A 23,392-nucleotide genomic window follows, 5' to 3' on the forward strand; every position below is an offset into this window, starting at 1 on the left:
ACACCACGCCGCCACGCCACACCACGCCGCCACGCAAGCCACGCACGCCACGGCGACAGCCGCACTCGCGCACGGACGGAAGGGGACGTGTCGGGGGGTGTCCGCCCGCAGCGGTTGGCGCGTCAACACGGGTGAGTTGATAAGAGACCGATTCCGCGCCGTTCCGAGGACGGACACCCCCCGGCGCGGCCCCGACCCACCACCCGGCACCAGGCGCTACGCGCACCCCCACCGAACAGGCACAGGCCGCCGCAGGCACCCGCAGGCACGCAGGCACGCAGGCACGCAGGCACGCAGGCACCCGCCAGGCACCCGGAGACAGCCAACGACGGGGGCCCGCCCCCGGGAGCCAGGGGCGGGCCCTTTGGGTCCTCGCGGTGGCACCGCCATGCAGCACCGCGAGGAGTCGATGCGTCAGCCGAAGCGACCGGAGATGTAGTCCTCCGTCGCCTGCACCGACGGGTTGGAGAAGATCCGCTCCGTGTCGTCGATCTCGATCAGCTTCCCCGGCTGCCCCACCGCAGCAAGGTTGAAGAACGCCGTCCGATCGGACACACGCGCAGCCTGCTGCATGTTGTGCGTCACGATGACGATCGTGAAGCGCTCCTTCAGCTCCCCGATCAGATCCTCGATCGCCAGCGTCGAAATCGGGTCGAGCGCGGAACACGGCTCGTCCATCAGCAGCACATTGGGCTCAACCGCGATCGCCCGCGCGATGCACAGCCGCTGCTGCTGACCACCGGACAGCCCGGACCCGGGCTTGTTCAGCCGGTCCTTGACCTCGTTCCAGAGGTTCGCCCCCTTGAGCGACCTCTCCACGACGTCGTCCAGCTCGGACTTCTTGTACGACCCCAGCAGCTTCAGCCCCGCCGCCACGTTGTCGTACACCGACATCGTCGGGAACGGGTTCGGCCGCTGGAACACCATGCCGACCTCACGCCGCACGGACACGGGGTCGACCCCCGCCCCGTACAGGTTCTCGTCGTCGAGCATGACCTTGCCCTCGACCCGCCCGCCCGGCGTCACCTCGTGCATCCGGTTGAGCGTGCGCAGGAAGGTGGACTTGCCACATCCGGACGGCCCGATGAAGGCCGTGACCGAACGGGGCTCAATGGTCATCGAGATGTCCTCGATGGCCCGGAACGAACCGTAGTAGGCGCTGAGGCCGCTGACATCAATGCGCTTGGCCATGTGTGAAATCACTGCTTCTTTCAGAAATCGGTCGCTGAGTGGCCGCGTCAGCGACCGGTCTTCGGGGACTTCCAGCGGGCGATGCCGCGGGCCGCGAGGTTCAGGATCATCACGAACGCGATCAGCGTGAGGGACGCCGCCCAGGCGCGGTCGTACGCCGCACCGTAACCCGCGCTGTTCGCGTACTGCTGGTAGATGTACAGCGGCAGTGCCTGCTGCGGGCCCTCGAAGGGGTTGTTGTTGATGAAGGAGGTACCCCACACCAGCAGCAGCACCGGGGCCGTCTCACCCGCGATACGGGCGATCGCCAGCATGATGCCGGTGGTGATGCCGCCGAGGGAGGTCGGCAGGACCACCTTGAGGATCGTGCGCCACTTGGGCACGCCGAGCGCCAGGGACGCCTCGCGCAGCTCGTTCGGGACGAGCTTGAGCATCTCCTCCGTCGAGCGCACGACGACCGGCATCATCAGGATCGCCAGCGCGCACGAGCCCGCGAAACCGAAGGGCTGCATCTCGAAGAACAGCATCACGCTGAGGATGAACAGACCGGCGACGATCGACGGGATACCCGTCATGACGTCGACGAAGAAGGTGACGGCCCGGGCCAGGTTGCCGCGCCCGTACTCCACGAGGTAGATCGCGGTGAGCACACCGATCGGCGCCGCGATGAGCGTGGCCAGACCGACCTGCTCAAGGCTGCCGATGATCGCGTGGTAGATACCGCCGCCGGGCTCGGAGTCGGCGACCAGGCCCATCGAGTGGGTCAGGAAGTAGCCGTCCAGGACCTTCACGCCACGCTTCACGGTCTCGTAGACCAGGGAGGCGAGCGGAATCACGGCGAGCAGGAAGGCGACCCAGACGAAGGAGGTCGCGAGGCGGTCCTTGGCCTGCCGCCTGCCCTCGACGCTCGACGAGACGACGAACGTGGCGAGGACGTAGATGATGGCGGCGATCAGGCCCCACTGGACCCTGCTGTGGAGGCCGCCGACGAGGCCGATGCCCACCGCGAGGGCCAGGGAGCCACCGGCGATCGCCCACGGGGCCCACTTGGGAAGGCTGGCGCCGCGCAGGGTGCTGGTACGCGCTTCGGTGACGATGCTCATGCGTTGGCCCCCGAGTACTCCTTGCGGCGGGCGATGATCGCCCGGGCCGCGCCGTTGACCAGCAGGGTGATGACGAACAGGACCAGACCGGAGGCGATCAGCGCGTCCCGGCCGAACTCCGTCGCCTCACCGAACTTGCTGGCGATGTTCTGGGCGAACGTACCGCCGCCCGGGTCGAGGAGGCTCAACTGGATGACGTAGGTCGGGGAGAGCACGGTCGCGACGGCCATCGTCTCGCCGAGCGCGCGGCCGAGGCCGAGCATCGAGGCGGAGATCACGCCGGAGCGGCCGAACGGCAGCACGGCCATCCGGATGACCTCCCAGCGCGTGGCGCCGAGGGCGAGGGCCGCCTCCTCGTGCGTCTGCGGGACCTGGCGGAAGACCTCGCGGCTCACGTTGGTGATGATCGGCAGGATCATGATCGCGAGCAGGATGCCCACGGTGAGCATCGACCGGGGGGCGCCGCCCTCCCAGGAGAAGATGCCGGTCCAGCCCAGGTACTGGTCGAGCCAGCCGAAGAGGCCGTTCATGTGCGGTACGAGGATCAGGGCACCCCACAGGCCGTACACGATGGACGGCACGGCGGCGAGCAGGTCGATCACGTAGGCGATGGGACCGCTCAGCCGGCGCGGGGCGTAGTGGGTGAGGAAGAGCGCGATGGCGACCGCGACCGGAACCGCGATGACCATGGCGATGATCGAGGACACCACGGTGCCGAACGCCAGGACGGCGATGCCGAAGACCGGCGGGTTGGCGTTGGTGTTCCACTCGAAGGTGGTCAGGAAGTTGCCCTCGTCCTGGCTGATGGCGAGGGCGGCACGCCAGGTGAGGAAGACGGCGATCGCGCCCATGATCGCCAGCAGCAGGATGCCCGACCCACGGGAGAGACCGAGGAAGATCCGGTCCCCGGGCCGGGTGGCGCCACGAGCCGCGCGCTTCTGCTCGGTGACGGTGGGCTGCGGTGTGGGGGGTGAGGCGTCAGTGCTCTTGGTAGTTATGTCCATCGAGTTCTCCGGTCTGCGGAGCCGTACATCGTGTACGGCTCCTGGCGGCGGTGCACCGGACGGTGCGGTCCGGTCCCGCGCGGGGCGGGACCGGACCGCACCTCAGCTCAGCTCAGGCCCGCGATGGTCTCGCGGATCTTGGTGATGATGTCCTCGGGCATCGGGGCGTAGTCGTTCTCAGCGAGGATCTGCTGCCCCTCCTCGCTGGCGATGTAGCTCAGGAAGGCCTTGGTGGCGGGCAGGGTGTCCGCCTTGTTGCCCTTGTCGCAGACGATCTCGTACGTGACCAGGGTGATCGGGTAGGCGCCCTCGGCCTTGGTCGCGTAGTTGAGCTCCATCGCCATGTCCTTGCCGGTGCCGACGACCTTGGCGTCGGCGATGGCCTTGGTGGCGTTCTCGACGGTGGCCTCGACCGGCGTGCCGGAGCCGTTGTCGATGGCGACCGTCTTGATGCCGTCCTTGGCGTACGACAGCTCGAAGTAGCCGATGGCGCCGTTGGTCTGCTTCACCTGCTGGGCGACGCCGGAGGACTGCGCGGCGGCCTGGCCGCCCTTGGCCTGCCAGGTCTTGCCGCCCTCGTACTTCCAGTCGCTGGGGGCGGCGGCCTTCAGGTACGCGGTGAAGTTGTCCGTGGTGCCGGAGTCGTCCGAGCGGTGGAAGGCCTGGATCTTGAGGTCGGGCAGGTCGACGTCCGGGTTCAGCTTCTTGATCGCCGGGTCGTTCCAGTTGGTGATCTTGCTGTCGAAGATCTTGGCGAGGGTCGGCGCGTCGAGGACGAGGCTGTCGACACCGGAGATGTTGAATCCGATGGCGACCGGGCCACCGACCATCGGCAGGTTGATGCCCTGACCGCCGTCGGCGCAGGCCGTGCCCTTGGTGGCTGCGACCTCCTCGGAGTCCAGCGCGGAATCCGAACCGGCGAAGGGAACCTGGCCCTGCGTGAACGCGGTGACACCGGCGCCGGAGCCGCCGGCCTTGTAGTTGATCTGGATGTCCGGGCACGCGGCCGTGAAGTTCTTGACCCAGGCGTCGATCGCGTTCTTCTGCGCGGACGAGCCGTCCGAGAGGATCTGACCCTTGGCGTCCATGCAGTCGATGGAACCGGCCTGCGCGCTGTTGGTGGCGCCGCCGCCACCGTTGCTGCCGGTGTCGTCGGAGCCGCACGCCGTGAGGGCCAGGGCGCCGGAGACGGCGAGAGCACCGAGGGTGAGGGCCCGCCGGTTCATGCGCTGAAGCTTCACTTTCGGGAATTCCTTCCAGGAGCCGCCGTCCTGATCGGCGGCGTGCGAAGTTCGGTCGATGCGGGCGCGCATGCGAGCACGCCCGTCATCGGTAAGGCCGAAATTAGGCAGATCAGGTGAAGCCGCCTATGGCCGAAAGTGAACGGAGGGTGAACCCCTGCGGTCGGCATGGTTAGGTCACGGAATGCTTACGGGGAGAACACGCGCAGGTCCCGGCCGAGGCCCGCACCGGCGCGCGCATCATCGGCCACTCCCGGGAACCCCGCCAGGGACGAACATATACGGCATCCCGAATGAAGTTACACGGACCGCAACTGTACGGGGCAACCCGGATGGACGACAGGGGCGACCACAGGATTTATGGTGGTCATGAATCTGTTCGGTTCCTGTCCCGATCTTCGGGGGCCGCCATGCGAGTCGAACTGATCCAACGGGCCGCCAACGTGCTCTTCGACGTGCCGGACGAGATGCACGAGGAGATCATCACGCTCATCGACGCGGTCACCAGGGACGCGCAGACCCGGGCCCCGAACCTGGCCGCAGCGTTCGGCGGGTGGTGCTGGCTCGTCTACACCGTCCACGGCGACGTGATCGAAGTGCTGGACGTCGGCTGCGCGTGGTGAGGGTCGATCGTTCAGACCGACCGGTGTCCGCTCCCCAGGTGGGAGGCGAACCAGTGCCGAGCCGCAGCGGCGATCTCCTCAAGGGCCCCTGGCTCATGGAAGAGATGCGTGGCGCCCCGCACGACGTGGACCTCGCTCGGGGCGCTGAGCTGCGCGGCCCCTTCCTGGCTGATGCGCGGGTCCGTCTCGTCGTCGCCGCCGATGATGAACAGCACGGGGGCCCGGACGCGCTGCAGCGCGTCGTACGTCAGGTCCGCACGCCCGCCTCGGACGACCACGGCCGAGACGCGTTGAGGCCGCTCGGCAGCTGCCAGGAGAGCCGACGCGTCGGCGCCGAACAGACCCACCGGTACGCCGGCCGTCTCCGGCCGCTGGTCCAGCCAGTCGATGGCGGCCACCAGCCGCTGGGCCAGGAACGGGACGTCGAAGAGATGCCAGGCCGAGCGTGCGTCTGCCCGCTTCTCCAGTTCGGTGAGGAGATCGAGGAGGAGCGTGCCCATTCCTGCCCGGTGGAGCGCGTCGGCGAGCGCGCGGTCGCGCGAGCTGCCCCGGGAGCTGCTGCTGCCCTCGGCGATGACAACCACTGACCGCACCGGGCCGGGGACCACCAGATCACCGGCGAGCGGGGCCCCGCTCGCGGGCACCAGGACCAAGTCGGAGATCATCTGCTTTCTCCCGAGCTATCGCTGGGGGACGGCGAGTTCACGGCCGCGGTAGAAGCCCTCCCGCTCCTCGACGACGTACGGGGCCATGGCCGCACGCCGCTGCTCCTCCGGCTCGGAGTCCCGCCAGGAGTCGCACACCTCCTTGGAGTCCCAGAACGACACACCGGTGATCTCCTGCCCGTCCTCGGACCAGTAGGCGAAGGCGCGGCGCAGACCCTGCGGGTAGGGATCGGGGCGCCATGCGTTCTCGAACTCCTCCAGGCTGCCCGGCCGAAGGCGGCGTGTCGTCACCCAGACGAAGTGCTCATCCATCGCAGCCTCCTCCACGACGCGGGTCGGTTCGACGACCCTCTCAGAACCACCGTAGGACCGAGGCACCGCTCGCGCCTGCGCGGCCGTCGCCGCGATCGGGCGGGGGCCGATGTGCATCTGTGACCTGGATCGGTCAAAGTGAACGTAGCGAATGGTGGAATTGAGCCGACTTACGCAATGTTCCCCATTTAGTGCTGTACGTCTGTTTCTTCCCGGCTTCGGGCAGGACAGGCGCGGTTCGTGCAGGGAAGGTGAACGGCTACGGGCATTCCTCTCCGGCCGCAGCTGACGGTGCCAGGGCTGTCACCGGCACGCGGCGTGGGTGTCGAGGCGAGCCGGGCGGTCGTCCGTCTGGCCCGGCTCCCGCTCGACCTGGCCGCGGAGAGCGTCGGGCAGCTGACCGGGCTGGTCGGCCGTGCCCTGCACGGGCGGCCGACGGGCCCGGCCGATCCGCTGCCCGCCGATTCGGGGATTCCGGTGCTGTTGGTGCACGGGTTGGCCGACGGCGCATCGGTCGTCCCGCCGCTGGAGCGCGAGCTGCGCGGCGACGGCGTGGGCCCCTTCATCCCGGTCGCCTGCAACGCGTTCGGTCCGGACATCCGCACGGCGGCCCGGTCGCTGGGCGACCAGGTCGAGCCGGCGTGTGCGAACGGCGCGGGGCGGGCCGCGGTCGTGATCGGGTACAGCCTGGGAGGGTTGATCGCCCGCTACTACGTGCAGCGGCTCGGCGGTGACGCGTACGTGCCGCTGGTGATCACGCTCGCCACGCCGCACGGCGGGACCGCCACCGCCCTGCTGGCCCCGGCCCATCCGCTGCTGCGCCAGCTACGGCCGGGAAGCGGGCTGCTGGCCGAACTCGCCGAGCCCGCCGCGGGATGCGGCACGCGGTTCGTGGCCTTCTACAGCGACCTGGACGAGGCCGTCATCCCCGCCGCCAGGGGCCGCATCGACCATCCGGACCTCAGGGCCCGCAACGTGCTGGTGCCGGGCGTCGGCCACCTGACGCTGCCCCTGCACCGGCCGGTGGTCAACGAGATCCGCGCGCTGCTGGCCGCGGCCCAGGTCACGTTCGCCGTATGTCCCCCCGACGGCGACTCTCCGTAGCGGGGTGGGTCGGTCGCCCGCGGCACCACCGCCGTTTCCCGTGACAGCGAGGGCAAAGGGGAGGACTCTGAAGGAGAGCCGGTAAAGACGTCAGCACCTGTGCGGACGGACGCCCATGGTCTCTTCGTCCAGCCCCGGGAGCGGGGCGACGGTACGCCCGTATCGTCCCGACGACGAACCCGGGGTGCGCGCACTGATCGATGCCGACCGGCTGCCCGGACAGCCGCCCTGCACCCCGGAGAGGCTGGCCGCCGCGCGGCACGGCCTTGTTCCCCCGGCCGGGTGGGCGGTACCGGCTCGGCCGCAGATCAGTGTGCTGGCCGGTGCCGGGGGTCGCCCGCAGGGGGTCATCGCCTATCTGTCGTGGGCCGATGCGCACACCGGGGTGATCTGCTGGGCCCATGCCCACGAGGATCCGCCCGCCCTGCGTGCCCTGATCGGGCACGTCCGGGGCGCGCTCGGCCGCTGCCCGCTGATCGAGGCCTTCGTCAGCGGTCCGCCAGGTCCGCTGGGACCGGGTGGTCTGCCCCGCGCCCACCGCGGCGCCACCCATGACGCTCTGCTGCGCAGCGGCTTCACCGGCCGCTGCCAGGGCCGCTACTTGTACTGCGCGCTGTCTGCCGGGCTCCCGCCGGCCGAGCCGGTCGCCGACGTCGTCCGCTGCGACTTCCCACCGGGGCAGCGGCTGATCGTCCGCGAGGCGGCCGAGCCGGTCGCAGAGGCCGTGGTGAGCGCGGGACCCGACCGCACCGCGACGGTGTACTGGATCGAGACCCTGCCCGACCACCGCCACCGCGGCCTGGGCCACGAACTGCTCGGCCAGGCCCTTGCCCTGCTGGCCGAGCAAGGTGCCACCGAGGTCGCTCTCGTGGTCGACGACCCCCCGCACCCCGGCCGGGACAGTCAGGCCGCGCCCCGGCTCTTCGACTCCTTCGGCTTCACCCTCGTCGACCGGTTGTGGACCTATCAGTGCCGACACCCCGCCTCGCGCGGTCGGCCGCGCGAGGCCGGGGTGTGGCAGCGGCCCTGAAAGGGCCGGTCAGGCGGGGATGCGTTCGGCGGCGGAGAGGATGCTGGAGCGGGCCTGGTGGCGACGCTCGTAGGTCAGCACCCGCCGGGTGAGGCTCTCCTCCGCGTCACCGAGCCGCTTGACGATCTCGTCCTCGTCCATGCTGTCGTAGCCGGGCCAGGGCTCCGGACCGAGCAGGTCGGTGATCCGGCTCAGAATCGCGGGGCGGGCGGCGTGGGCACGCTCATAGGCGCCGACCGTGGCCAGGTCCCGCTGAGCGAGGTGCGGGAGGCGCTCCAGGATCGTCCTGGTGCTGAGCCTGCGGTAGTCGGGGATCGGCAACTCGAAGTCCCTGATGAGGGCTCCCTCGGGCGGTCCCTGGAGCCGGTCCGCACCCGGCATGCGTTCGGCCGTCTCCCGCAGCCAGCTGCTCCAGGCGCGCACTCCCTGGGCGGCGCCCGTGTTCCGGCCGTCGGCGGTCTGGGCGGCCACCACCGCTGCCTCGGCGCGCTGCTCAAGGCTGTCGCCGAGCTCTTCCAGCGCCTCCTCGTGGTCGCGGCGGATGGAACTGAGCAGCTCCGAGCTGGCGGCGTCATGGGCCTCCTGGGCGATCCGCTCGGCGGCTCGGCAGATGGCAACGGAGTACGCGGTGATCGCGTACTCGTCCTCGACGTTCTTCAGCAGCTGGTGCTCCGTTGCCGGTCCCCGGCCCCGGAACACGGCGCTGGGGACGGCCATGGTCACGATGAGGGGCAGCCGGGCGGCTTGCCCGGTCAGGCGCCAGGCGTTTCCCAGAACGCTCTGCATCAGCCCGGGGGAGTACAGGCTTCCGAGTCGTTCGTCGATGCGGTAGATGTGCCCCCGGGCGTCGCCGGCGCGGCGCTCCAGGAGTTCCCGGTACTCCCCGGCGGGCGTGCCTGCGAGGTGGGCGTTGAAGCGGTTGGCCAGCGCTACTTCGGTCTTGCGGACCTCGCGCAGTGCCGGAACGAGCATGTCTGAAGCTACGGCCATCACGTTTCCTTCGGCTAGTCCGATGCTCGGCATGGATCGGCCGGTAACCGGCCCGGCCCTGTCCCACAGTGACCGCAAATGACCACTTTTGCATCTTCACGCCCGCCGACCGCACCAGCACCGCCGACGTCCCGCTGCACCACCCCGCGCTGACCGACTTCCTCGCACCCTGGCCCCGAGTGCGGAACCCGCGCCCTTCAGGAGCCGTCTCGTCTCACGTAAACGGTGGGAGCGGGAGGCACGCATGGAACGGCGTACGTTCATCGGGGGCGGGGCCGCCGCGGTCGTGGGGATCGCGTCGGCGGTGGCGTGCGGCGGCGGTTCCGGCACCGCCACGGCCACTCCCACCGCAGGCCGAGGCACCTCGGCGACGGGCCCCGGGGGCCGTACGACCGCCGCCACGGCCGCCGCCAACTGGTCGGCACTCGCCCGCGACCTCGACGGCACCCTGGTCCGCCCCGGCGACGCCGCCTGGCCGACCGCCCGCCGGCTCTACAACACCCGCTTCGACACGCTGAAGCCCGCCGCCGTCGCCTACGTCGCCCACCCGGACGACATCAGCACCACCCTCGCCCACGCCCGCGCCCACGGCATCCGCGTCGCGATCCGCAACGGCGGTCACTCCTACGCCGGCTGGTCGTCCGGGAACGGCCGCCTGATCATCGACGTCTCCCGGCTCAACCGCGTCCGCGCCAGTGGCACCACCGCCGTCGTGGGCGCCGGCGCCAAGCTGATCGACGTCTACCGATCCCTCGCCGCCAAGGGCGTCACCATCCCCGCCGGCTCCTGCCCGACGGTCGGCGTCTCCGGCCTGGTGCTCGGCGGCGGCCACGGGGTCGTCTCCCGGGCGTACGGCCTGACCTGCGACAGCCTCACCCAGGCCACCCTGGTCACGGCGAACGGCAAGCGGATCACCGCCGACGCCGCCACGCACAAGGACCTCTTCTGGGCGCTGCGCGGCGCGGGCAACGGCAACTTCGGCGTCGTGACGGAACTGCACTTCCGCACCCACCCGGCCCCGCAGGCGGTCTCGGCGTATCTGACCTGGCCGTGGAGCAAGGCCGCCGCGGTGGTGAAGGCCTGGCAGGAGTGGGGGCCGGCGCAGCCCGACGAGATCTGGTCGTCCCTGCACCTGGCGAGCGCGGCCGGCGGCACCCCCACCGTCTCGGTCGCCGCCTTCTCCCTGGGCACCTACCGCGAACTCCAGAACGCCGTGGACCGCCTGGCCGCCCGAGTCGGCTCCTCGGCCTCCCACGTCTCGCTCAGGCGCCGCTCGTACGAGGAGTCGATGGAGGTCTACGCCGGGTGCTCCTCCTTCGCCACCGACGCCCAGTGCCACCTCCCCGGCACGACCCCCGGCCGCTCGCCCGCGGGCGCCCTGGGCCGCGAGACGTACGCCGCCCGCTCCGACTTCTTCGACCGCTCACTCCCGGCGGCCGGCATCCGCACCCTGCTGGCCCAGATGACGTCGGTACGCGGCGGCGCGGGCAGCATCGCCTTCACGGCGCTGGGCGGCGCGATCAACCGGGTCTCCCCCACGGCCACGGCCTTCGTCCACCGCCGCTCCCGCATGCTGGCCCAGTACCTCGCGTCCTGGCGAGCGGGCACGTCCGGCACCACGGCCCAGTCCTGGCTGACCTCGGCCCACGGCGCGATGCGCCCGTACGCGTCGGGAGCGGCGTACCAGAACTACACGGACCCCACGCTGAAGAACTGGCGGACGGCGTACTACGGGGACGCGGCCGCACGCCTGACACAGCTCAAGCGGGTCTACGACCCCAGCCGGGTGTTCACCTACCCACAGGCCCTGTAACGCGGGAGCCGCGCCTACGCCGCCAGATCCCGCTCCTCGGCCCCCGTGGAGTCCTCGGGCCCCGTGGACCCCTCAGCCCCCGTGGACTCCTTCCGAGCCCCCGGAATCAGAGGTTCCCGCCCCTCGGCCACCGACCGCCGCCGCACCAGCCACCCCGCCCGGGGCGAGCGCTCCACGGCCTTCATCATCGGCGTCAGCAAGGCCATGGCCACCGGCGACAGCAACAGCGCGACCGCCGTACCCAGCGCGAACCCGCCCACGACGTCCGTCGGGTAGTGCACACCCATGTACACCCGGCAGAACCCCTCGACCAGCGCCAGAGCGATCCCCACGAGCCCGAAGGTCCGATGGGCGACGAACAACCCCACGCCGAGCGCCATCGCGATGGTCGCGTGATCGCTCACGAACGAGAAGTCGGTCTTCCCGGAGATCAGGACCTCCAGCCCCTCATGCTGAAGGAAGGGGCGGGGCCGCTCCACGAACCCCCGTATCGGCACGTTCACCAGCACCGCGATGCCCGCGGCCAGCGGCGCCCACACGAGCGCGGCGACGGACCCCGCCGCCTCCTCGCCGGAGATCCCGCGGCGCCGCCGCACGGTCCACCAGCACCACAGCACCAGCAGCACCATGGCGAGCAGCAGCCCGTACTCCCCGACGAACTCCACACCCCGGTCGAACCACCGCGGTGCGTCCTTGGCCAGGCCATTGATGTCGTAGAGCAGCTCGACGTCGGGGTTCGACCCGGATTGCGCGAGTCCAGCCATGATGCAGCGGCCCCTTCGTCGTCTGTCGGGCGCATCCGTGCATGCGCCGCTCCGCCACCCCCGTGGTCCGTAGATCCGTGTCCGGCTACGTCAACAGGAACGCACGGCCTCCGTCACTACGTTCCACATTCCACTGAATGATCACGTAGACGTTATCGAAGAGAGACACATCGCCGCAGCTCAGGGGTGGGGTTCACGCTCTGCCCCACTCCTCCTCAGACCGCCGAGGGCAGCGCTTTCGCGCCATCTTCCGTGACCCGGGTGGCACCGAAGTAGTCGGGGGTGTCAATCGGGTCGAACCGGATCACGGCACCCGGCCGAGGCGCGTTGATCATGTACCCGCCACCGACATAAATCCCCACATGCCGGATGGCCCGGGAGTTGGTGAGGTCGTCCGAAAAGAACACCAGATCCCCGGGCAGCAGCTCGTCCCGATCCGGATGCGGCCCGGCGTTGTACTGGTCATTGGCGACCCGGGGCAGGGTGATCCCCACACTCTCGTACGCCGCCTTGGTCAGCCCCGAGCAGTCGAACCGACCGCCCTGCTCCGGCGTACCGTTGCCGCCCCACAGATACGGCGTCCCGAGCTTCTCCTGCGCGTAGTGAATGGCCCCGGCGGCCTGCTCGGACGGATCGACCCGCCCGACGGGCGCGGCGAAGCTCTTCTCCAGGGTGGTGATGACCCGGACGTAGTTCTGGGTCTCCTTGTACGGCGGCACGCCCCCGTACTTGATGACGGCGTACGCCCCCGCGTTGTACGCGGCGAGCATGTTCTTCGTCGCGTCCCCCGGCACGTGCTTCACGTACTTCGCGAGCGTGCAGTCGTACGAAGCGGCCGACGGAATGGCGTCGTTGGGGTCCCACACATCCCGGTCCCCGTCCCCGTCCCCGTCGATGCCGTGCGTGGCCCAGGTCCCCGGGATGAACTGCGCTATCCCCTGCGCCCGCGCCGGACTCTGCGCCCTCGGATTGAACCCGCTCTCCTGGTACAACTGCGCGGCGAGCAACGCCGGATTGATGGCCGGGCACAGATTGCCCCACTTCTGCACGAGCGCCTGATAGGCGGCGGGCACAGACCCCTTGGCCAGCTTCCGCCCGGCCCCGGTGACTCCGTTGACGAGGTCCCCGGCGACGACGTACACCCCGACGACGAGCACCATCACAAACGCGACCCCGGCACCCGCTACGGCGACCGCCACGACCCACGCCTTACGCACCGTCAACCGCTCCTCACCGACTGGGAGTACGCCCGGGTCAGTGTAGAGGCGGGGGGTCGGCTACGGGGGTGTTCACGCGGAAGGAGAAACGGAGGGGGTCTGCTTCCCCGTCATCCGGTGCGGTCGCTCTCCTGAGCCACACGGGGCGAAGGGCCGTAGACCGGAAGACCATCGGTGAGAATCTCGACGTCCCACGGCTCCGGCAACCGCACGGACTCCCCGAACCTCCCCGGAAGTACGTCCCGGTAGGCGCCGTTGTCCGGATGGGTGTGCAGGGCCCAGGTGCCGTTCCGGGGGTCGATGACGAGGAGGATGGGGACACGAGCGACCGCATACCAGTCGGCCAGTCCCGGATTGCGCGGGACTTCTCCGACTGGGAGATGACCTCGACGGCCAGCGCGGTGTCCGCCGGCGAGGCGAGCCAGTCGTCGTCCTCCTCCCATTCCGTGGGCAAGGCGACGAGGTCAGGTGTTACATAGTGTCCGTCGAGGCACCTCGCTCCCTTCGCGCTGGGTCATGCGCGACCCCGACTGCGCCTACCACGAGGAGGCCGACCGCCCGCAGCGACGCGCCGACCGGGTACGCACGGTCCCCTCCCTCAGGCCCGCGCCGCATCCGCCAGGGGAAACGGAAAACGCGCGTCCGTCAGTTCCTCCGACGCCGCCCAAAGTCGCCGAGCCGCCTCCGGATCGCTCGCCGCTGCCGAGCGCCCCGCCAGCGTGGGGGCGCCGCGCATTTCGCCGAGGCCGTCCGGGCCCACGAAGCTCGCACCCGGCAGGTCCATGACCGCCGCGTACAGCGTCGGCAGGGCGCCGGCCCTGTCGTCCTGGGCGAAGAGCTTGTTGCCGAGCTGCATGACGGCGCGGGACACGGGGTTGGCCGCGTGGCTCTGCAGGTTGGTGGCCGCGTAGCCGGGGTGGACGGCGAGGGCGCGGACCCGTGAGCCGGTCTCCGTCAACCGGCGCTGGAGTTCCAGGGTGAACAGCAGGTTCGCCAGCTTGGACTGGGCATAGGCGCGGACCGGGGTGTACCCCTTCGTCAGGTTCAGGTCGTCGAAGTCGATGACACCGGTGCCGAAGCGATGGGCGCCCGACGACACGGTCACGACGCGGTCGGTGACGTACGGCAGCAGCAGGTTCGTCAGCGCGAAGTGACCGAGATGGTTCGTGCCGAACTGCATCTCGAAGCCGTCCTTGGTCCGCTGCTCGGGCAGCATCATCACGCCCGCGTTGTTGATGAGCAGATCCAGCGGACGGTCGCCCCAGCCCTGCGCGAACTCCCGCACCGACGCCAGGTCGGCGAGGTCCAGCCGCCGGACCTCCGTACTGCCGCGCACGGTCGCGGCCGCCGTCCGCCCGCGCTGCGGATCCCGCACCGCGAAGACGACATGCGCTCCCGCACCCGCCAGCGCGTCGGCGGCCGCGAGGCCGATACCGCTGTTGGCGCCCGTGACGACAGCCGTCCGGCCGGTGAGGTCGGGAAGCCGGCTCACGTTCCACTTACTCGCGTTCCTCTTGGTAGCCATGGCCTCAATGTAGGCATCGACAACAATGCTGTCAATGACAACAAAGATGGCAACGCCAACAAAGCTGACGACGTCAACATCGAGATACGATGATGCGCATGCCCGAGACCCGCCCCTACCACCACGGAGACCTGCGCGCCGCCCTGCTCGCCGGAGCGGAACGCACCCTGCGGGCGAAGGGCGCCGCCGCACTGTCCCTGCGTGAGCTCGCCCGCGAGACCGGCGTCAGCCACGCCGCCCCGGGCCGGCACTTCAAGGACAAGCAGGCCCTGCTCGACGCCCTCGCCCTCACCGGCTTCGAGCGCCTGACCCACACCCTGGAGGCCGCGGACGACCCCGCCCTGCCCATCGAGGAGCGGCTCACCGCGCTCGCCCGCGCCTACCTCGGCTTCGCCATCGACAACGCCGCGCTGGTGGAGCTCATGTACGCCCGCAAGCACGACCCGGACGTCTCCGAGCAGCTCGCCGCCGCGGTGGAACGCACCATCACGCCGTTCCTCCACCTGATCGCGGACGCCCAGCAGCGCGGCGAGATCGTCCCGGGCGATCCCGAACGCATCACCCTCCTCGCGGGCGCCGGCCTGCACGGCATCGCCGCCTTCACCGCCAACGGCACCTTCCCGCCGCAGGAGGCGCTCGACAGCATCGGCGACGTCGTCCACCACCTGCTGCACGGCCTGCGCCCGCGCTGACCCCTCGTCACCACCCGACGGTCCTACGGCTATAGCCTTCACCCGGAGAACCCGGAGAACCCGGAGAACATCGGCACGACCCCTCACCCCACCCACCACCCGAAGCGGGCCCGGCCGTAAAGAGGCTCAACGACGGCACCACATCGCAGGTTCCGCTCCCGCATCGTTGCCCGGCGTGACCTGCCGTGATACACAGAGTGACCAAACGTGGTATTCGCACGAAACCCGCCAAGCAATGACGCCAAGTCGACATACGACGGCGCCATCGTCGGCGAGAATGAGGCCTGACCTCTGCGCACCGCAGGGGACTGCGGAACTACCCAACAGGGGCGGTGACTTACATGATCTTTGCGGCCGACGAGGGAGACATCAACACCATCATCGGCGGGATCGCTCCGGACTGGGGCCCCTTCGGCAGCCTGGGCAACGAGGCCAGGGTGATGATCGAGGTGGTGATGGCGGTCGCCATCCTCATCTGCCTCGGCATCGCCATCTGGGGGGCCGCCAAACAGCGCATCGGCGCGACGGCCCTCCGGGACACCTTCAGCGCAGAACAGGGCAAGGGCCTCATCATCGCCGGCCTCACCGGAGTCTTCATCATCGGCTCCCTCGGCACGCTCTTCACCATCGTGTACGGCATGGCGGTGTAAGCCCCACCACGTCCTCTCCGGGCGCGCCCGGTCTCCCCTACCCCACCCGCCCGTCGTGCCCACCGGCTGAGGTTGCGTTTCCCTGATGTCCCTGATGTCGAGTCACCACACCGCGCCCGCGCGGGAACCGTCGCGGCTACCGTCGTACACCTACACGGTCGTTGGGTACGACGGTCTCCGCTACGACACCGAGGGGGCGGGCGCGGCATGAGTCCCGGGGACGAGCACGAGGCCGCCGGCGGTTACGCCGGCACCGGGCACACCCGTACCCGGCTGCCGGACAGCGAACCGTACGGCGGCCGACGCGGCCGCAACTCCTCGCGGAGCCTGGTCACGGTGGTCGGCGTGGTGGTCCTCCTGATCGCCGCCATCGCATTCGCCAACCGCGGAGGAGACGACTCCACTTCAACGGCCGGGGGCGGCTCGGGCCCGGAGGCGGCGCCCACGGCGGCGAGCGGGGAGCGGCCGGTGGAGACCAGGTCCGCGGGAATCCCGGCCGGGTTCGCCCAGGACCGGCAGGGCGCGGAGAGTGCGGCGGCGAACTACGCGGTGGTACTGGTTTCCGCCGACATCCTCAAACCCACCCGGCGTACCGAAATCGTCCGGCAGGTCTTCGTCGCCGACAAGCAGGCCGCCCTGGAGAGCAAGTTCAACCAGGCGTACTCCAAGGCGTTCCTGAAGAGCGTCGGGCTGGACGAGAAGGGCAACGCGACCGCGGGCAACACCTACGTCTCGCGCACCATGCCGATCGGCACCAAGGTCACGACCTACTCGGACACCAGGGCAACGGTCGAGGTCTGGTGCACGGGAGTGTTCGGCACCACAGGTGAACGCTCGACCAACCCGGTCACCAGCGACTGGTTCACCATGACGCTTCAGCTGCGCTGGACGGACGGTGACTGGAAGATCGAGAGCTTCTCCCAGCAGGATGGCCCCGCGCCCGTTCCCAGCGACGACAGGGCGTCCAGCGCCGACGAGATGGCCAAGGCCGTCGAGGAGTACGGAGGCTTCACCTATGCCCGGTAGCCAGCGCCGCGCGCTCAAAGTCGCCGCCACCGTCACCGCCGTACAGACCGCCGTTGTCCTGTGGGCCACACGGGCCGTCGCGGCACCCACGCCGACGCCCACGCCCACCCCCACGCCCTCTCCCACGCCCACTCCGTCCAACGACAACTGCGACCTCCTTTCGGGCCAGACCAGGGAGTTGTGCGAAAGCGACACGGGCGACAACAGCGGCACCAGTCCCTCCCTCGACCCCACCACCACCCTCGACCCCCTCTCGTCCCTCGCCAAGGGCTGCGCGGACGCCGCCTCCTGGACCATCGACAAGCTCAGCGCCGCCGTCAAGGACACCGCGACCGTCGACTTCACGAACGAGAAGTTCCTCCAGCAGTACGCCGTCGTCTTCGCCGCGTCCACGATCCTCACGCTCCTCCTGTGGCTCCTGGCCGTGGCCAAGCGAGCCGTCAGAGGCGTCCCCCTCACCACCGCCATCGGCGAAGCCATCGGCTTCCTCTGGCTCACCGTCCTGGCCTCCGCCTTCACCCCCCTGATCCTCTACACGGTCGTCTCCGCCACCGACGGCGTCTCCGACGTCCTCGCCAGGGCCACCGGCGACCAGACGGACGCCTTCTTCGGCAACTTCTCCGGCGCCCTGGCGAAGGGCGAGGACATCGGCGGCGGCCCGATCATGCTGATCGTCGTCTCCCTGGTCAGCATCCTCGCCGCCGGCATCCTGTGGCTGGAACTCGTCATCCGCGCCGCCCTGCTCTACGTCGGCGCCCTCCTCGGCACCGTCGTCTACGCCGGCCTGGTCGACAAGAACCTGTGGGGCCACGTGCGCCGTTGGGCCGGGATCATGATCGCGGTCATTCTCGTGAAGCCGGTCATCGTCATCGTCCTCGGCCTGGCCGGCGCGCTCAGCGCCGACGACGGCCCCGACGCCTTCTCCGCCGTCGTCTCCGGCCTCGCGATCATCCTGCTCGCCATCTTCGCGTCCGCGATGATCTACCGCTTCGTCCCCGGCTTCGGCGACGAGATCGCGGGTTCCCGCACCAACCGCATCATGCAGAGCGCCGAGGGCAAGGCCGCCGCGGTCATCAGCTCCCCCGCGACCCTCGTCGCCCAGGGCATCAAGACGCACAGCACCCGCGCCGACAACAACGGCGCGGGCCAGGCCACGGCAAGCGCCACCCCCCGCCCCGCCCACCAGACCTCCGGCGGCATGGCCGCCCACAGCTCCCGCGCCTCGACCGGTGGCGGCGGACCCGTCCCCTCCGCCGCACCCGCGCCGCGCTCCTCCAGCCCGGTCAACACACCCCACGCCAGCAACACCCGCAACAGCAGCAGCAACCGCTCAGGAGGTGACGGGCGTTGACGACCGAGTCCCATCTGTCCCATCCGGTCACGCCCCGCCGTACATATCTGATCGGCCGCGCCCGGCCGAACGCGATCGTCGGCCGCAATCGCGAGACCGGCGAGATCGCGCTGATCATCGCGGGCGCGTTCCTCGGCATGATGTGCGGTCTCCTCGTCCCGGTGCTGTCCCTGCGGATCGTCCTGCTCATGGGCTTCCCGCTGCTCGCGCTGGCCGCGGTCTACGTGCCGTACAAGCACCGGACGTTCTACAAGTGGTTCGAGATCAACCGCAGTTACAAGCGCACCCTCCGCCACAACGCCACCTACCGCTCCACCGCCATGGAGGCGGGCACGCGGCTCGACGGACGCGAGGTCGAGATCGGCCCGCCCCCGGGCATCGGCCGTATCACCTGGCTCGCCGCGCCCTTCGGCCCCGACGAGATCGCCGTACTGCTGCACGCCGACCGCAAGACCGTCACCGCCGCCATCGAGATCGAGGGCCCCGGCGTCGGCCTGCGCGACAGCGAGGACCAGGAAGCCCTCGTCGACCGCTTCGGCACCCTCCTGAAGCACGTGGCGAACGGCGACGGCTTCGTCACCCGCCTGCAGATGCTCGCCCGCACCCTCCCCGCCGACCCCGACGCGCACGCCAAGGACGTCGCCGTACGCGGCGACGACCGGGCACCGGCGTGGCTGCAGCAGTCGTACGACCAGCTGCAGTCGATGGTGTCGACGAGCAGCGAACAGCACCGCGCGTACCTCGTCGCCTGCATGCACTACAACCGCGAACTCGCCGCCGAGGCCCACGCCATGGCCCGCGCGGCCCGCCCGCACGGCGGCAAGGTGGACCGCGACGCCGGCCTCGCGGTCGTCATGGCCCGCGAGCTGACCGACATCTGCTCCCGGCTCCAGGAAGCCGACATCCGCGTACGCCAGCCCCTCGGCCAGGGGCGGCTCGCCTCGCTCATCCACTCGATGTACGACCCGGACCACCCGATCGACCACATCCAGGCGATGACGAAACGCAACGCCTGGCCGGCCGAGCTGGACGCCACGGAGCCCACCTTCCTCCAGGCCAAGACCCGGGAATCCTCGACCCGCGCCCCCTGGTGCCACGCCACCGCCTGGGTCAAGGAGTGGCCGATGACCCCCGTCGGCGTCAACTTCCTGGCCCCCCTCCTCGTCCACACCCCGGACGTCATCCGAACGGTCGCCGTGACGATGGATCTCGAACCCACCGAGGTAGCCATCGAACGTATGTTGACCGAGAAGACCAACGACGAGGCCGAGGCCTCCCGCGCCGCCAAGATGAACCGCACCGTCGACCCCCGCGACATCGCCGCCCACAACCGCCTCGACCAGCGCGGCGAGGATCTCGCGAGCGGCGCCGCGGGCGTCAACCTGGTCGGCTACATCACCGTCTCCTCCCGCTCCCCGGAGGCACTGGCCCGCGACAAGCGCACGATAAGGGCGTCGGCCGGAAAGTCGTATCTGAAGCTGGAGTGGTGCGACCGCGAGCACCACCGGGCCTTCGTGAACACCCTCCCGTTCGCCACCGGAATCCGAAGGTAGGGGTTGATGCCCTGATGCGGGACCCGCTCTCCGCCATCACCGAAGCCTTCACATCCTTCCTGTTCGGGAAGGTGGAGACCACCCGGCTGCCGGTGCGCACCTCCACGGGCCAGGCCCAGGCGGTCTACCTGCCCACCGCCGCCCCCGGCCTCGGCGACTCCGGCGTCATCATCGGCCGCGAGGTCTACTCCGGAAAGGGCTACATCTACGACCCCTTCCAGCTGTACGGCCAGCAGCTCCCGGCCCCGCACTGGCTGGTCCTCGGCGAGTCCGGCAACGGCAAGTCGGCCCTGGAGAAGACGTACGTCCTGCGCCAGCTCCGCTTCCGCGACCGCCAGGTCGTCGTCCTCGACGCCCAGGGCGAGGACGGCGTCGGCGAGTGGAACCTCATCGCCCAGGAGCTGGGGATAACACCCATCCGCCTGGACCCGATGGCGGCCCTGGACCACGGCATCCGCCTGAACCCGCTGGACCCCGCGATCACCACCACCGGCCAGCTGGCCCTCCTGCGGACCATCATCGAGGTCGCGATGGGGCACGGGCTGGACGAGCGTTCCGGCTTCGCCCTGAAGGTCGCGCACGCCTACGTCAACGAGACGATCGTGGAGCGGCAACCGGTCCTTTCGGACATCGTGGAGCAGCTACGGCATCCCGAGCCGGAGTCGGCCGAGTCGATGAACGTCGACATCGACGACGTACGGGCGTGGGGCCTGGACGTGGCCCTGGTGCTGGACCGTCTGGTCGACGGTGACCTGAGGGGCATGTTCGACGGACCCACGACGGTCGGCATCGACCTCGACGCCCCGCTGATCGTCTTCGACCTCTCCCACATCGACCGCAACTCCATCGCCATGCCGATCCTGATGGCGATCGTCGGTGTCTGGCTGGAACACACCTGGATCCGTCCCGACCGGAAGAAGCGCATCTTCCTGGTCGAGGAGGCCTGGCACATCATCAACAGTCCGTTCGTGGCACAGCTGTTCCAGCGCCTGCTGAAGTTCGGCCGACGGCTGGGTCTGTCGTTCGTGGCGGTGGTCCACCACCTGTCGGACGTCGTCGACGGCGCGGCGGCGAAGGAGGCCGCGGCGATCCTGAAGATGGCGTCGACCAGGACCATCTACGCCCAGAAGGCGGACGAGGCACGGGCGACCGGCCGGGTGCTGGGTTTGCCCAGGTGGGCAGTGGAAATCATCCCCACGCTGACACCGGGCATCGCGGTGTGGGACGTCAACGGCAACGTCCAGGTCGTCAAACACCTGGTCACGGAGACGGAACGCCCCCTGGTCTTCACCGACCGCGCGATGACCGAGTCCGCCTCCGACCTCGCCGACGACGCCCTGCGCGCCGCCGAGCTGGAGGCGGAGGAGCGGGCGGCGGCGTTCATGGAACAGCACCTCGGCGACTCCGAGTCGACGGTGGCGTAAGGGGAGGGCGTGAGAGCGGACGACCACCGGCGGGAAGCCCAGGGCGGCATCCCCGACGGCCTGCTGATCGGCATACTCGCGTTTCTGCTCGGCATGACCCTGCTGGTCTGGTCGGCCACGGGCCTGGCGGGCTGGTTCGCGCACGGGGCGTGGCCGCAGGGCGTGACGTTCCCCCGTACACCCCTGGCCATGCGCCACCTCATCGCCGAGCCGCACGACATCACCGGCGCCTGGCCGCACACCCCGCGAGCACAGCTCTCGGGGTACGGGCTGTTCTGGGGGCTGTTCATCGGGCAGTTGATGGTGCTGTTCGTGCTGACCATGTTCGTGATGGGGACGGTGGCGCGGTGGAAGGCGGGGAAGGTCAGACGCCGGGCGGCCGCGAAGCAGGCACCGGCCCCTGTGTCTCCCCCCTCCTACGAGGTCCCGACGCCCAGGAACCCGGACCCGACCGAGGCAGCGGCGGCCCCGGACCCGACGGAACCACTCCGAGCGAGCGAGCCGGAGCAGGAGCCCGCCGCCTCCCTGTTCGGCGGTGAACGAGTGGGCGGGTGGGAAAGAATCCACATCACGACCAGGGAAAGCCGCCAGAGCACCGCAGCCGAGGCAATCCGAGACGCGGACGGCCCCGCCCTCGTCGTCACCTCGAACCCCACCATCTGGCAGGAGACAAAAGACGCCCGAGCAAAGCTGGGCCCGGTCCTCCTCTACGACCCCACCCACACCTGCGACACCCCCGCCCGCCTCCACTGGACCCCCACCACCCACTGCGAGACCAAGGAAGCGGCGGCAGCAAGAGCCGCCGCCCTCCTCACCCCGGTCCGCCCCACCTCCCGGCTCGACCAAGCCGTCAGCGACACCGCCGAGACAATCCTGCGCAGCTACCTCCACGCCGCAGCCCTGGACAACCGCACCATCCGCCACGTCCACCGCTGGTCCCAGGGCACCCAGATCCAGGAAGCGGTACGCATCCTCCGTACCCACCCCAAGGCGGCCCCCGGCGCCGCGGGCGAACTCGAAGCGGCCCTCACCGCACACCCCGACCGCCGCGACATGGCCCACGAGCTGACCGCCCGCGCCCTGTCCTCACTCTTCACCGTCAACATCCGCGAGTCCTGCACACCCAGCCGACCCGACACCCTCGCCCTGGATTCCTTCGTCCACGAAGGGGGCACGCTTTATGTGGTCGGTGAATCCATCGAGGACCCCCGGACGAACCCGGGCGCGATGCCCCTGCTCACCGCGCTCGTGTCCAGCGTGGTCGAGCGCGGCCGGCGCATGGCCGAACGGTCATCCTCCGGTCGCCTCGACCCACCACTCACCCTCGTCCTCGACGACATCGCGGCGGTGGCCCCGCTGCCCCAACTCCCCTGGCTGCTGGCCTCCGGAGCCGACCAGGGCCTGCCCACCCTGGCCCTGCTCCGCTCCCGCGAACAGGCCCGCACCCGCTGGCCGCACGACGAACTGCCGGTCTGACGTCACCCTCGTTCGATGACGAACTCCCGCTCAAGGGCGCCCGTTTGCCCGGCCAGGGGCACCGTCACCCCGCTGGCCTCGAACCCCACCTTCCGGTAGAAGGCCTGCGCCCGCCCGTTCTCCTCGTGCACGATGAGCCGCACCCGCTCCAGCCCCCGCGTCCAGCACCATTCCAGCGCCTCGTCGAAGAGCAGCTCGGTCAGCCCGCACCCCCGATGCTCGGGCCGCATGTACACACCCACCACGTGCCCCTGCCGCCGCTCGACGGGAAACCCGGCCCAGTCCGTCGTCCCCGGCTCCTCAACGAACACGGTCAGCGTCCCGACCAACGCCCCGTCCGGCCCCTCGGCGACGACCTGCTGAGCCCCGACCGCCCCCTCCGCGGCCCGCGCCGCCCGCTCCCGCCAGTACGACTCCGGCCGGTCCATGGCCTCCTCGTACGTCTCCAGAAAGGCGATCCGCGCCACCGGATCCCGTAGCGCGGCAAGCCGCAACTCCCTCGCAGCCGGCCATTCCTCGGCACGCAGGGACCGGACGACGTACCGCTCTTCGGCGCCAATGCTCATGGCCACACCGTAGTATCGGCGTGAAACGCAGAAAACCCCGCATCCGAAGATGCGGGGTTTTCTTCAACAATT

General features: G+C 70.0%; 22 protein-coding genes. 11 read left to right on the forward strand and 11 right to left on the reverse strand.

The features are described 5' to 3' along the window. Positions 1-414: 414 nt before the first annotated feature. The 4 genes from pstB to pstS all read right to left on the reverse strand — a co-directional run bounded on the left by pstB (position 415) and on the right by pstS (position 4,539). Entirely contained in the window at positions 415-1,191 is a 777-nt protein-coding gene (gene pstB / locus KWI83_RS14745; protein ID WP_218514803.1) for a phosphate ABC transporter ATP-binding protein PstB, read from the reverse strand. 47 nt (positions 1,192-1,238) lie between these two features. Continuing rightward, on the reverse strand, positions 1,239-2,294 hold the full coding sequence (gene pstA / locus KWI83_RS14750; protein WP_218514804.1) for a phosphate ABC transporter permease PstA: 1,056 nt from the start codon (positions 2,292-2,294) through the stop codon (positions 1,239-1,241). Next, a complete protein-coding gene (pstC, locus tag KWI83_RS14755) occupies positions 2,291-3,298 on the reverse strand; it encodes a phosphate ABC transporter permease subunit PstC (protein ID WP_218514805.1) in 1,008 nt (335 codons plus the stop codon). The genes pstA and pstC overlap by 4 nt, the downstream gene beginning before the upstream one ends. Before the next feature lie 107 nt (positions 3,299-3,405). After that, entirely contained in the window at positions 3,406-4,539 is a 1,134-nt protein-coding gene (gene pstS / locus KWI83_RS14760) for a phosphate ABC transporter substrate-binding protein PstS (RefSeq protein ID WP_218514806.1), read from the reverse strand. A gap of 410 nt (positions 4,540-4,949) precedes the next feature. Here pstS and KWI83_RS14765 point away from each other — a divergent pair, with 410 nt between their 5' ends. After that, the gene (locus KWI83_RS14765; RefSeq protein ID WP_218514807.1) at positions 4,950-5,162 is read left to right on the forward strand and encodes a hypothetical protein; all 213 of its coding nucleotides are present in this window, start codon (positions 4,950-4,952) and stop codon (positions 5,160-5,162) included. A gap of 11 nt (positions 5,163-5,173) precedes the next feature. Here KWI83_RS14765 and KWI83_RS14770 read toward each other — a convergent pair whose 3' ends face one another. Together KWI83_RS14770 and KWI83_RS14775 are read right to left on the reverse strand one after the other, a co-directional pair. Continuing rightward, on the reverse strand, positions 5,174-5,827 hold the full coding sequence (locus tag KWI83_RS14770) for a dienelactone hydrolase family protein (protein WP_218514808.1): 654 nt from the start codon (positions 5,825-5,827) through the stop codon (positions 5,174-5,176). Positions 5,828-5,842: 15 nt separating this feature from the next. Further along, on the reverse strand, positions 5,843-6,139 hold the full coding sequence (locus KWI83_RS14775) for a hypothetical protein (RefSeq protein WP_218514809.1): 297 nt from the start codon (positions 6,137-6,139) through the stop codon (positions 5,843-5,845). A 318-nt stretch (positions 6,140-6,457) separates the two neighbouring features. Between KWI83_RS14775 and KWI83_RS14780 the strand changes: the two genes are divergently transcribed. Both KWI83_RS14780 and KWI83_RS14785 read left to right on the forward strand, forming a co-directional pair. Then, the gene (locus tag KWI83_RS14780; RefSeq protein WP_218514810.1) at positions 6,458-7,243 is read left to right on the forward strand and encodes a lipase; all 786 of its coding nucleotides are present in this window, start codon (positions 6,458-6,460) and stop codon (positions 7,241-7,243) included. Positions 7,244-7,427: 184 nt separating this feature from the next. Then, positions 7,428-8,273, forward strand: a complete 846-nt coding sequence (locus KWI83_RS14785) for an N-acetyltransferase (RefSeq protein WP_218514811.1) — start codon at positions 7,428-7,430, stop codon at positions 8,271-8,273. A 9-nt stretch (positions 8,274-8,282) separates the two neighbouring features. On the opposite strand, the gene KWI83_RS14790 is transcribed toward KWI83_RS14785, so the two are convergent. Beyond that, on the reverse strand, positions 8,283-9,263 hold the full coding sequence (locus tag KWI83_RS14790; protein ID WP_218514812.1) for a hypothetical protein: 981 nt from the start codon (positions 9,261-9,263) through the stop codon (positions 8,283-8,285). A gap of 244 nt (positions 9,264-9,507) precedes the next feature. Between KWI83_RS14790 and KWI83_RS14795 the strand changes: the two genes are divergently transcribed. Then, positions 9,508-11,076: an FAD-binding oxidoreductase gene (locus tag KWI83_RS14795; protein ID WP_218514813.1), complete on the forward strand. Its 1,569-nt coding sequence runs from the start codon at positions 9,508-9,510 to the stop codon at positions 11,074-11,076. A gap of 14 nt (positions 11,077-11,090) precedes the next feature. Here the strand turns inward: KWI83_RS14795 and KWI83_RS14800 are convergent, their stop codons facing one another. The 3 genes from KWI83_RS14800 to KWI83_RS14810 form a co-directional block, all read right to left on the reverse strand. Then, on the reverse strand, positions 11,091-11,840 hold the full coding sequence (locus KWI83_RS14800; protein WP_218514814.1) for a phosphatase PAP2 family protein: 750 nt from the start codon (positions 11,838-11,840) through the stop codon (positions 11,091-11,093). A gap of 215 nt (positions 11,841-12,055) precedes the next feature. After that, complete coding sequence (locus KWI83_RS14805; RefSeq protein WP_256362235.1) at positions 12,056-13,063, reverse strand: bifunctional lytic transglycosylase/C40 family peptidase; 1,008 nt, start codon at positions 13,061-13,063, stop codon at positions 12,056-12,058. A gap of 592 nt (positions 13,064-13,655) precedes the next feature. Beyond that, positions 13,656-14,582 (reverse strand): oxidoreductase, encoded by a 927-nt coding sequence (locus tag KWI83_RS14810; RefSeq protein WP_218514816.1) that lies wholly within the window; start codon positions 14,580-14,582, stop codon positions 13,656-13,658. A gap of 89 nt (positions 14,583-14,671) precedes the next feature. Between KWI83_RS14810 and KWI83_RS14815 the strand changes: the two genes are divergently transcribed. The 7 genes from KWI83_RS14815 (at position 14,672) to KWI83_RS14845 (ending at position 22,754) form a co-directional block, all read left to right on the forward strand. Then, positions 14,672-15,274 (forward strand): TetR/AcrR family transcriptional regulator, encoded by a 603-nt coding sequence (locus KWI83_RS14815; protein ID WP_218514817.1) that lies wholly within the window; start codon positions 14,672-14,674, stop codon positions 15,272-15,274. A 341-nt stretch (positions 15,275-15,615) separates the two neighbouring features. Next, positions 15,616-15,924 (forward strand): hypothetical protein, encoded by a 309-nt coding sequence (locus tag KWI83_RS14820; RefSeq protein ID WP_218514818.1) that lies wholly within the window; start codon positions 15,616-15,618, stop codon positions 15,922-15,924. Between the two features lie 207 nt (positions 15,925-16,131). Further along, positions 16,132-16,950 (forward strand): hypothetical protein, encoded by an 819-nt coding sequence (locus KWI83_RS14825; RefSeq protein ID WP_218514819.1) that lies wholly within the window; start codon positions 16,132-16,134, stop codon positions 16,948-16,950. Beyond that, positions 16,940-18,301, forward strand: a complete 1,362-nt coding sequence (locus tag KWI83_RS14830) for a hypothetical protein (protein WP_218514820.1) — start codon at positions 16,940-16,942, stop codon at positions 18,299-18,301. The genes KWI83_RS14825 and KWI83_RS14830 overlap by 11 nt, the downstream gene beginning before the upstream one ends. Further along, positions 18,298-19,854 (forward strand): SCO6880 family protein, encoded by a 1,557-nt coding sequence (locus tag KWI83_RS14835; RefSeq protein ID WP_218514821.1) that lies wholly within the window; start codon positions 18,298-18,300, stop codon positions 19,852-19,854. The genes KWI83_RS14830 and KWI83_RS14835 overlap by 4 nt, the downstream gene beginning before the upstream one ends. Before the next feature lie 14 nt (positions 19,855-19,868). Beyond that, positions 19,869-21,278 carry an ATP-binding protein gene (locus tag KWI83_RS14840; RefSeq protein ID WP_218514822.1) on the forward strand — a complete coding sequence of 470 codons (1,410 nt, stop codon included), beginning with the start codon at positions 19,869-19,871 and terminating at the stop codon, positions 21,276-21,278. Between the two features lie 9 nt (positions 21,279-21,287). Next, a complete protein-coding gene (locus KWI83_RS14845) occupies positions 21,288-22,754 on the forward strand; it encodes a type IV secretory system conjugative DNA transfer family protein (protein WP_218514823.1) in 1,467 nt (488 codons plus the stop codon). Between the two features lie 2 nt (positions 22,755-22,756). Here the strand turns inward: KWI83_RS14845 and KWI83_RS14850 are convergent, their stop codons facing one another. After that, the gene (locus tag KWI83_RS14850) at positions 22,757-23,320 is read right to left on the reverse strand and encodes a GNAT family N-acetyltransferase (protein WP_218514824.1); all 564 of its coding nucleotides are present in this window, start codon (positions 23,318-23,320) and stop codon (positions 22,757-22,759) included. Between the last annotated feature and the right edge of the window lie 72 nt (positions 23,321-23,392).

Origin of the sequence: Streptomyces sp. TRM70350 (assembly GCF_019219825.1) — a bacterium.
Classification (GTDB): Bacteria; Actinomycetota; Actinomycetes; order Streptomycetales; family Streptomycetaceae; genus Streptomyces.

Bases quoted from the DNA above. Each gene is read 5' to 3' on its own strand.
- pstB (WP_218514803.1), bottom strand. From the start codon at position 1,191: ATGGCCAAGCGCATTGATGTCAGCGGCCTCAGCGCCTACTACGGTTCG.
- pstA (WP_218514804.1), bottom strand. From the start codon at position 2,294: ATGAGCATCGTCACCGAAGCGCGTACCAGCACCCTGCGCGGCGCCAGC.
- pstC (WP_218514805.1), bottom strand. From the start codon at position 3,298: ATGGACATAACTACCAAGAGCACTGACGCCTCACCCCCCACACCGCAG.
- KWI83_RS14765 (WP_218514807.1), top strand. From the start codon at position 4,950: ATGCGAGTCGAACTGATCCAACGGGCCGCCAACGTGCTCTTCGACGTG.
- KWI83_RS14770 (WP_218514808.1), bottom strand. From the start codon at position 5,827: ATGATCTCCGACTTGGTCCTGGTGCCCGCGAGCGGGGCCCCGCTCGCC.
- KWI83_RS14775 (WP_218514809.1), bottom strand. From the start codon at position 6,139: ATGGATGAGCACTTCGTCTGGGTGACGACACGCCGCCTTCGGCCGGGC.
- KWI83_RS14790 (WP_218514812.1), bottom strand. From the start codon at position 9,263: ATGGCCGTAGCTTCAGACATGCTCGTTCCGGCACTGCGCGAGGTCCGC.
- KWI83_RS14795 (WP_218514813.1), top strand. From the start codon at position 9,508: ATGGAACGGCGTACGTTCATCGGGGGCGGGGCCGCCGCGGTCGTGGGG.
- KWI83_RS14800 (WP_218514814.1), bottom strand. From the start codon at position 11,840: ATGGCTGGACTCGCGCAATCCGGGTCGAACCCCGACGTCGAGCTGCTC.
- KWI83_RS14810 (WP_218514816.1), bottom strand. From the start codon at position 14,582: ATGGCTACCAAGAGGAACGCGAGTAAGTGGAACGTGAGCCGGCTTCCC.
- KWI83_RS14815 (WP_218514817.1), top strand. From the start codon at position 14,672: ATGATGCGCATGCCCGAGACCCGCCCCTACCACCACGGAGACCTGCGC.
- KWI83_RS14820 (WP_218514818.1), top strand. From the start codon at position 15,616: ATGATCTTTGCGGCCGACGAGGGAGACATCAACACCATCATCGGCGGG.
- KWI83_RS14825 (WP_218514819.1), top strand. From the start codon at position 16,132: ATGAGTCCCGGGGACGAGCACGAGGCCGCCGGCGGTTACGCCGGCACC.
- KWI83_RS14830 (WP_218514820.1), top strand. From the start codon at position 16,940: ATGCCCGGTAGCCAGCGCCGCGCGCTCAAAGTCGCCGCCACCGTCACC.
- KWI83_RS14840 (WP_218514822.1), top strand. From the start codon at position 19,869: ATGCGGGACCCGCTCTCCGCCATCACCGAAGCCTTCACATCCTTCCTG.
- KWI83_RS14850 (WP_218514824.1), bottom strand. From the start codon at position 23,320: ATGAGCATTGGCGCCGAAGAGCGGTACGTCGTCCGGTCCCTGCGTGCC.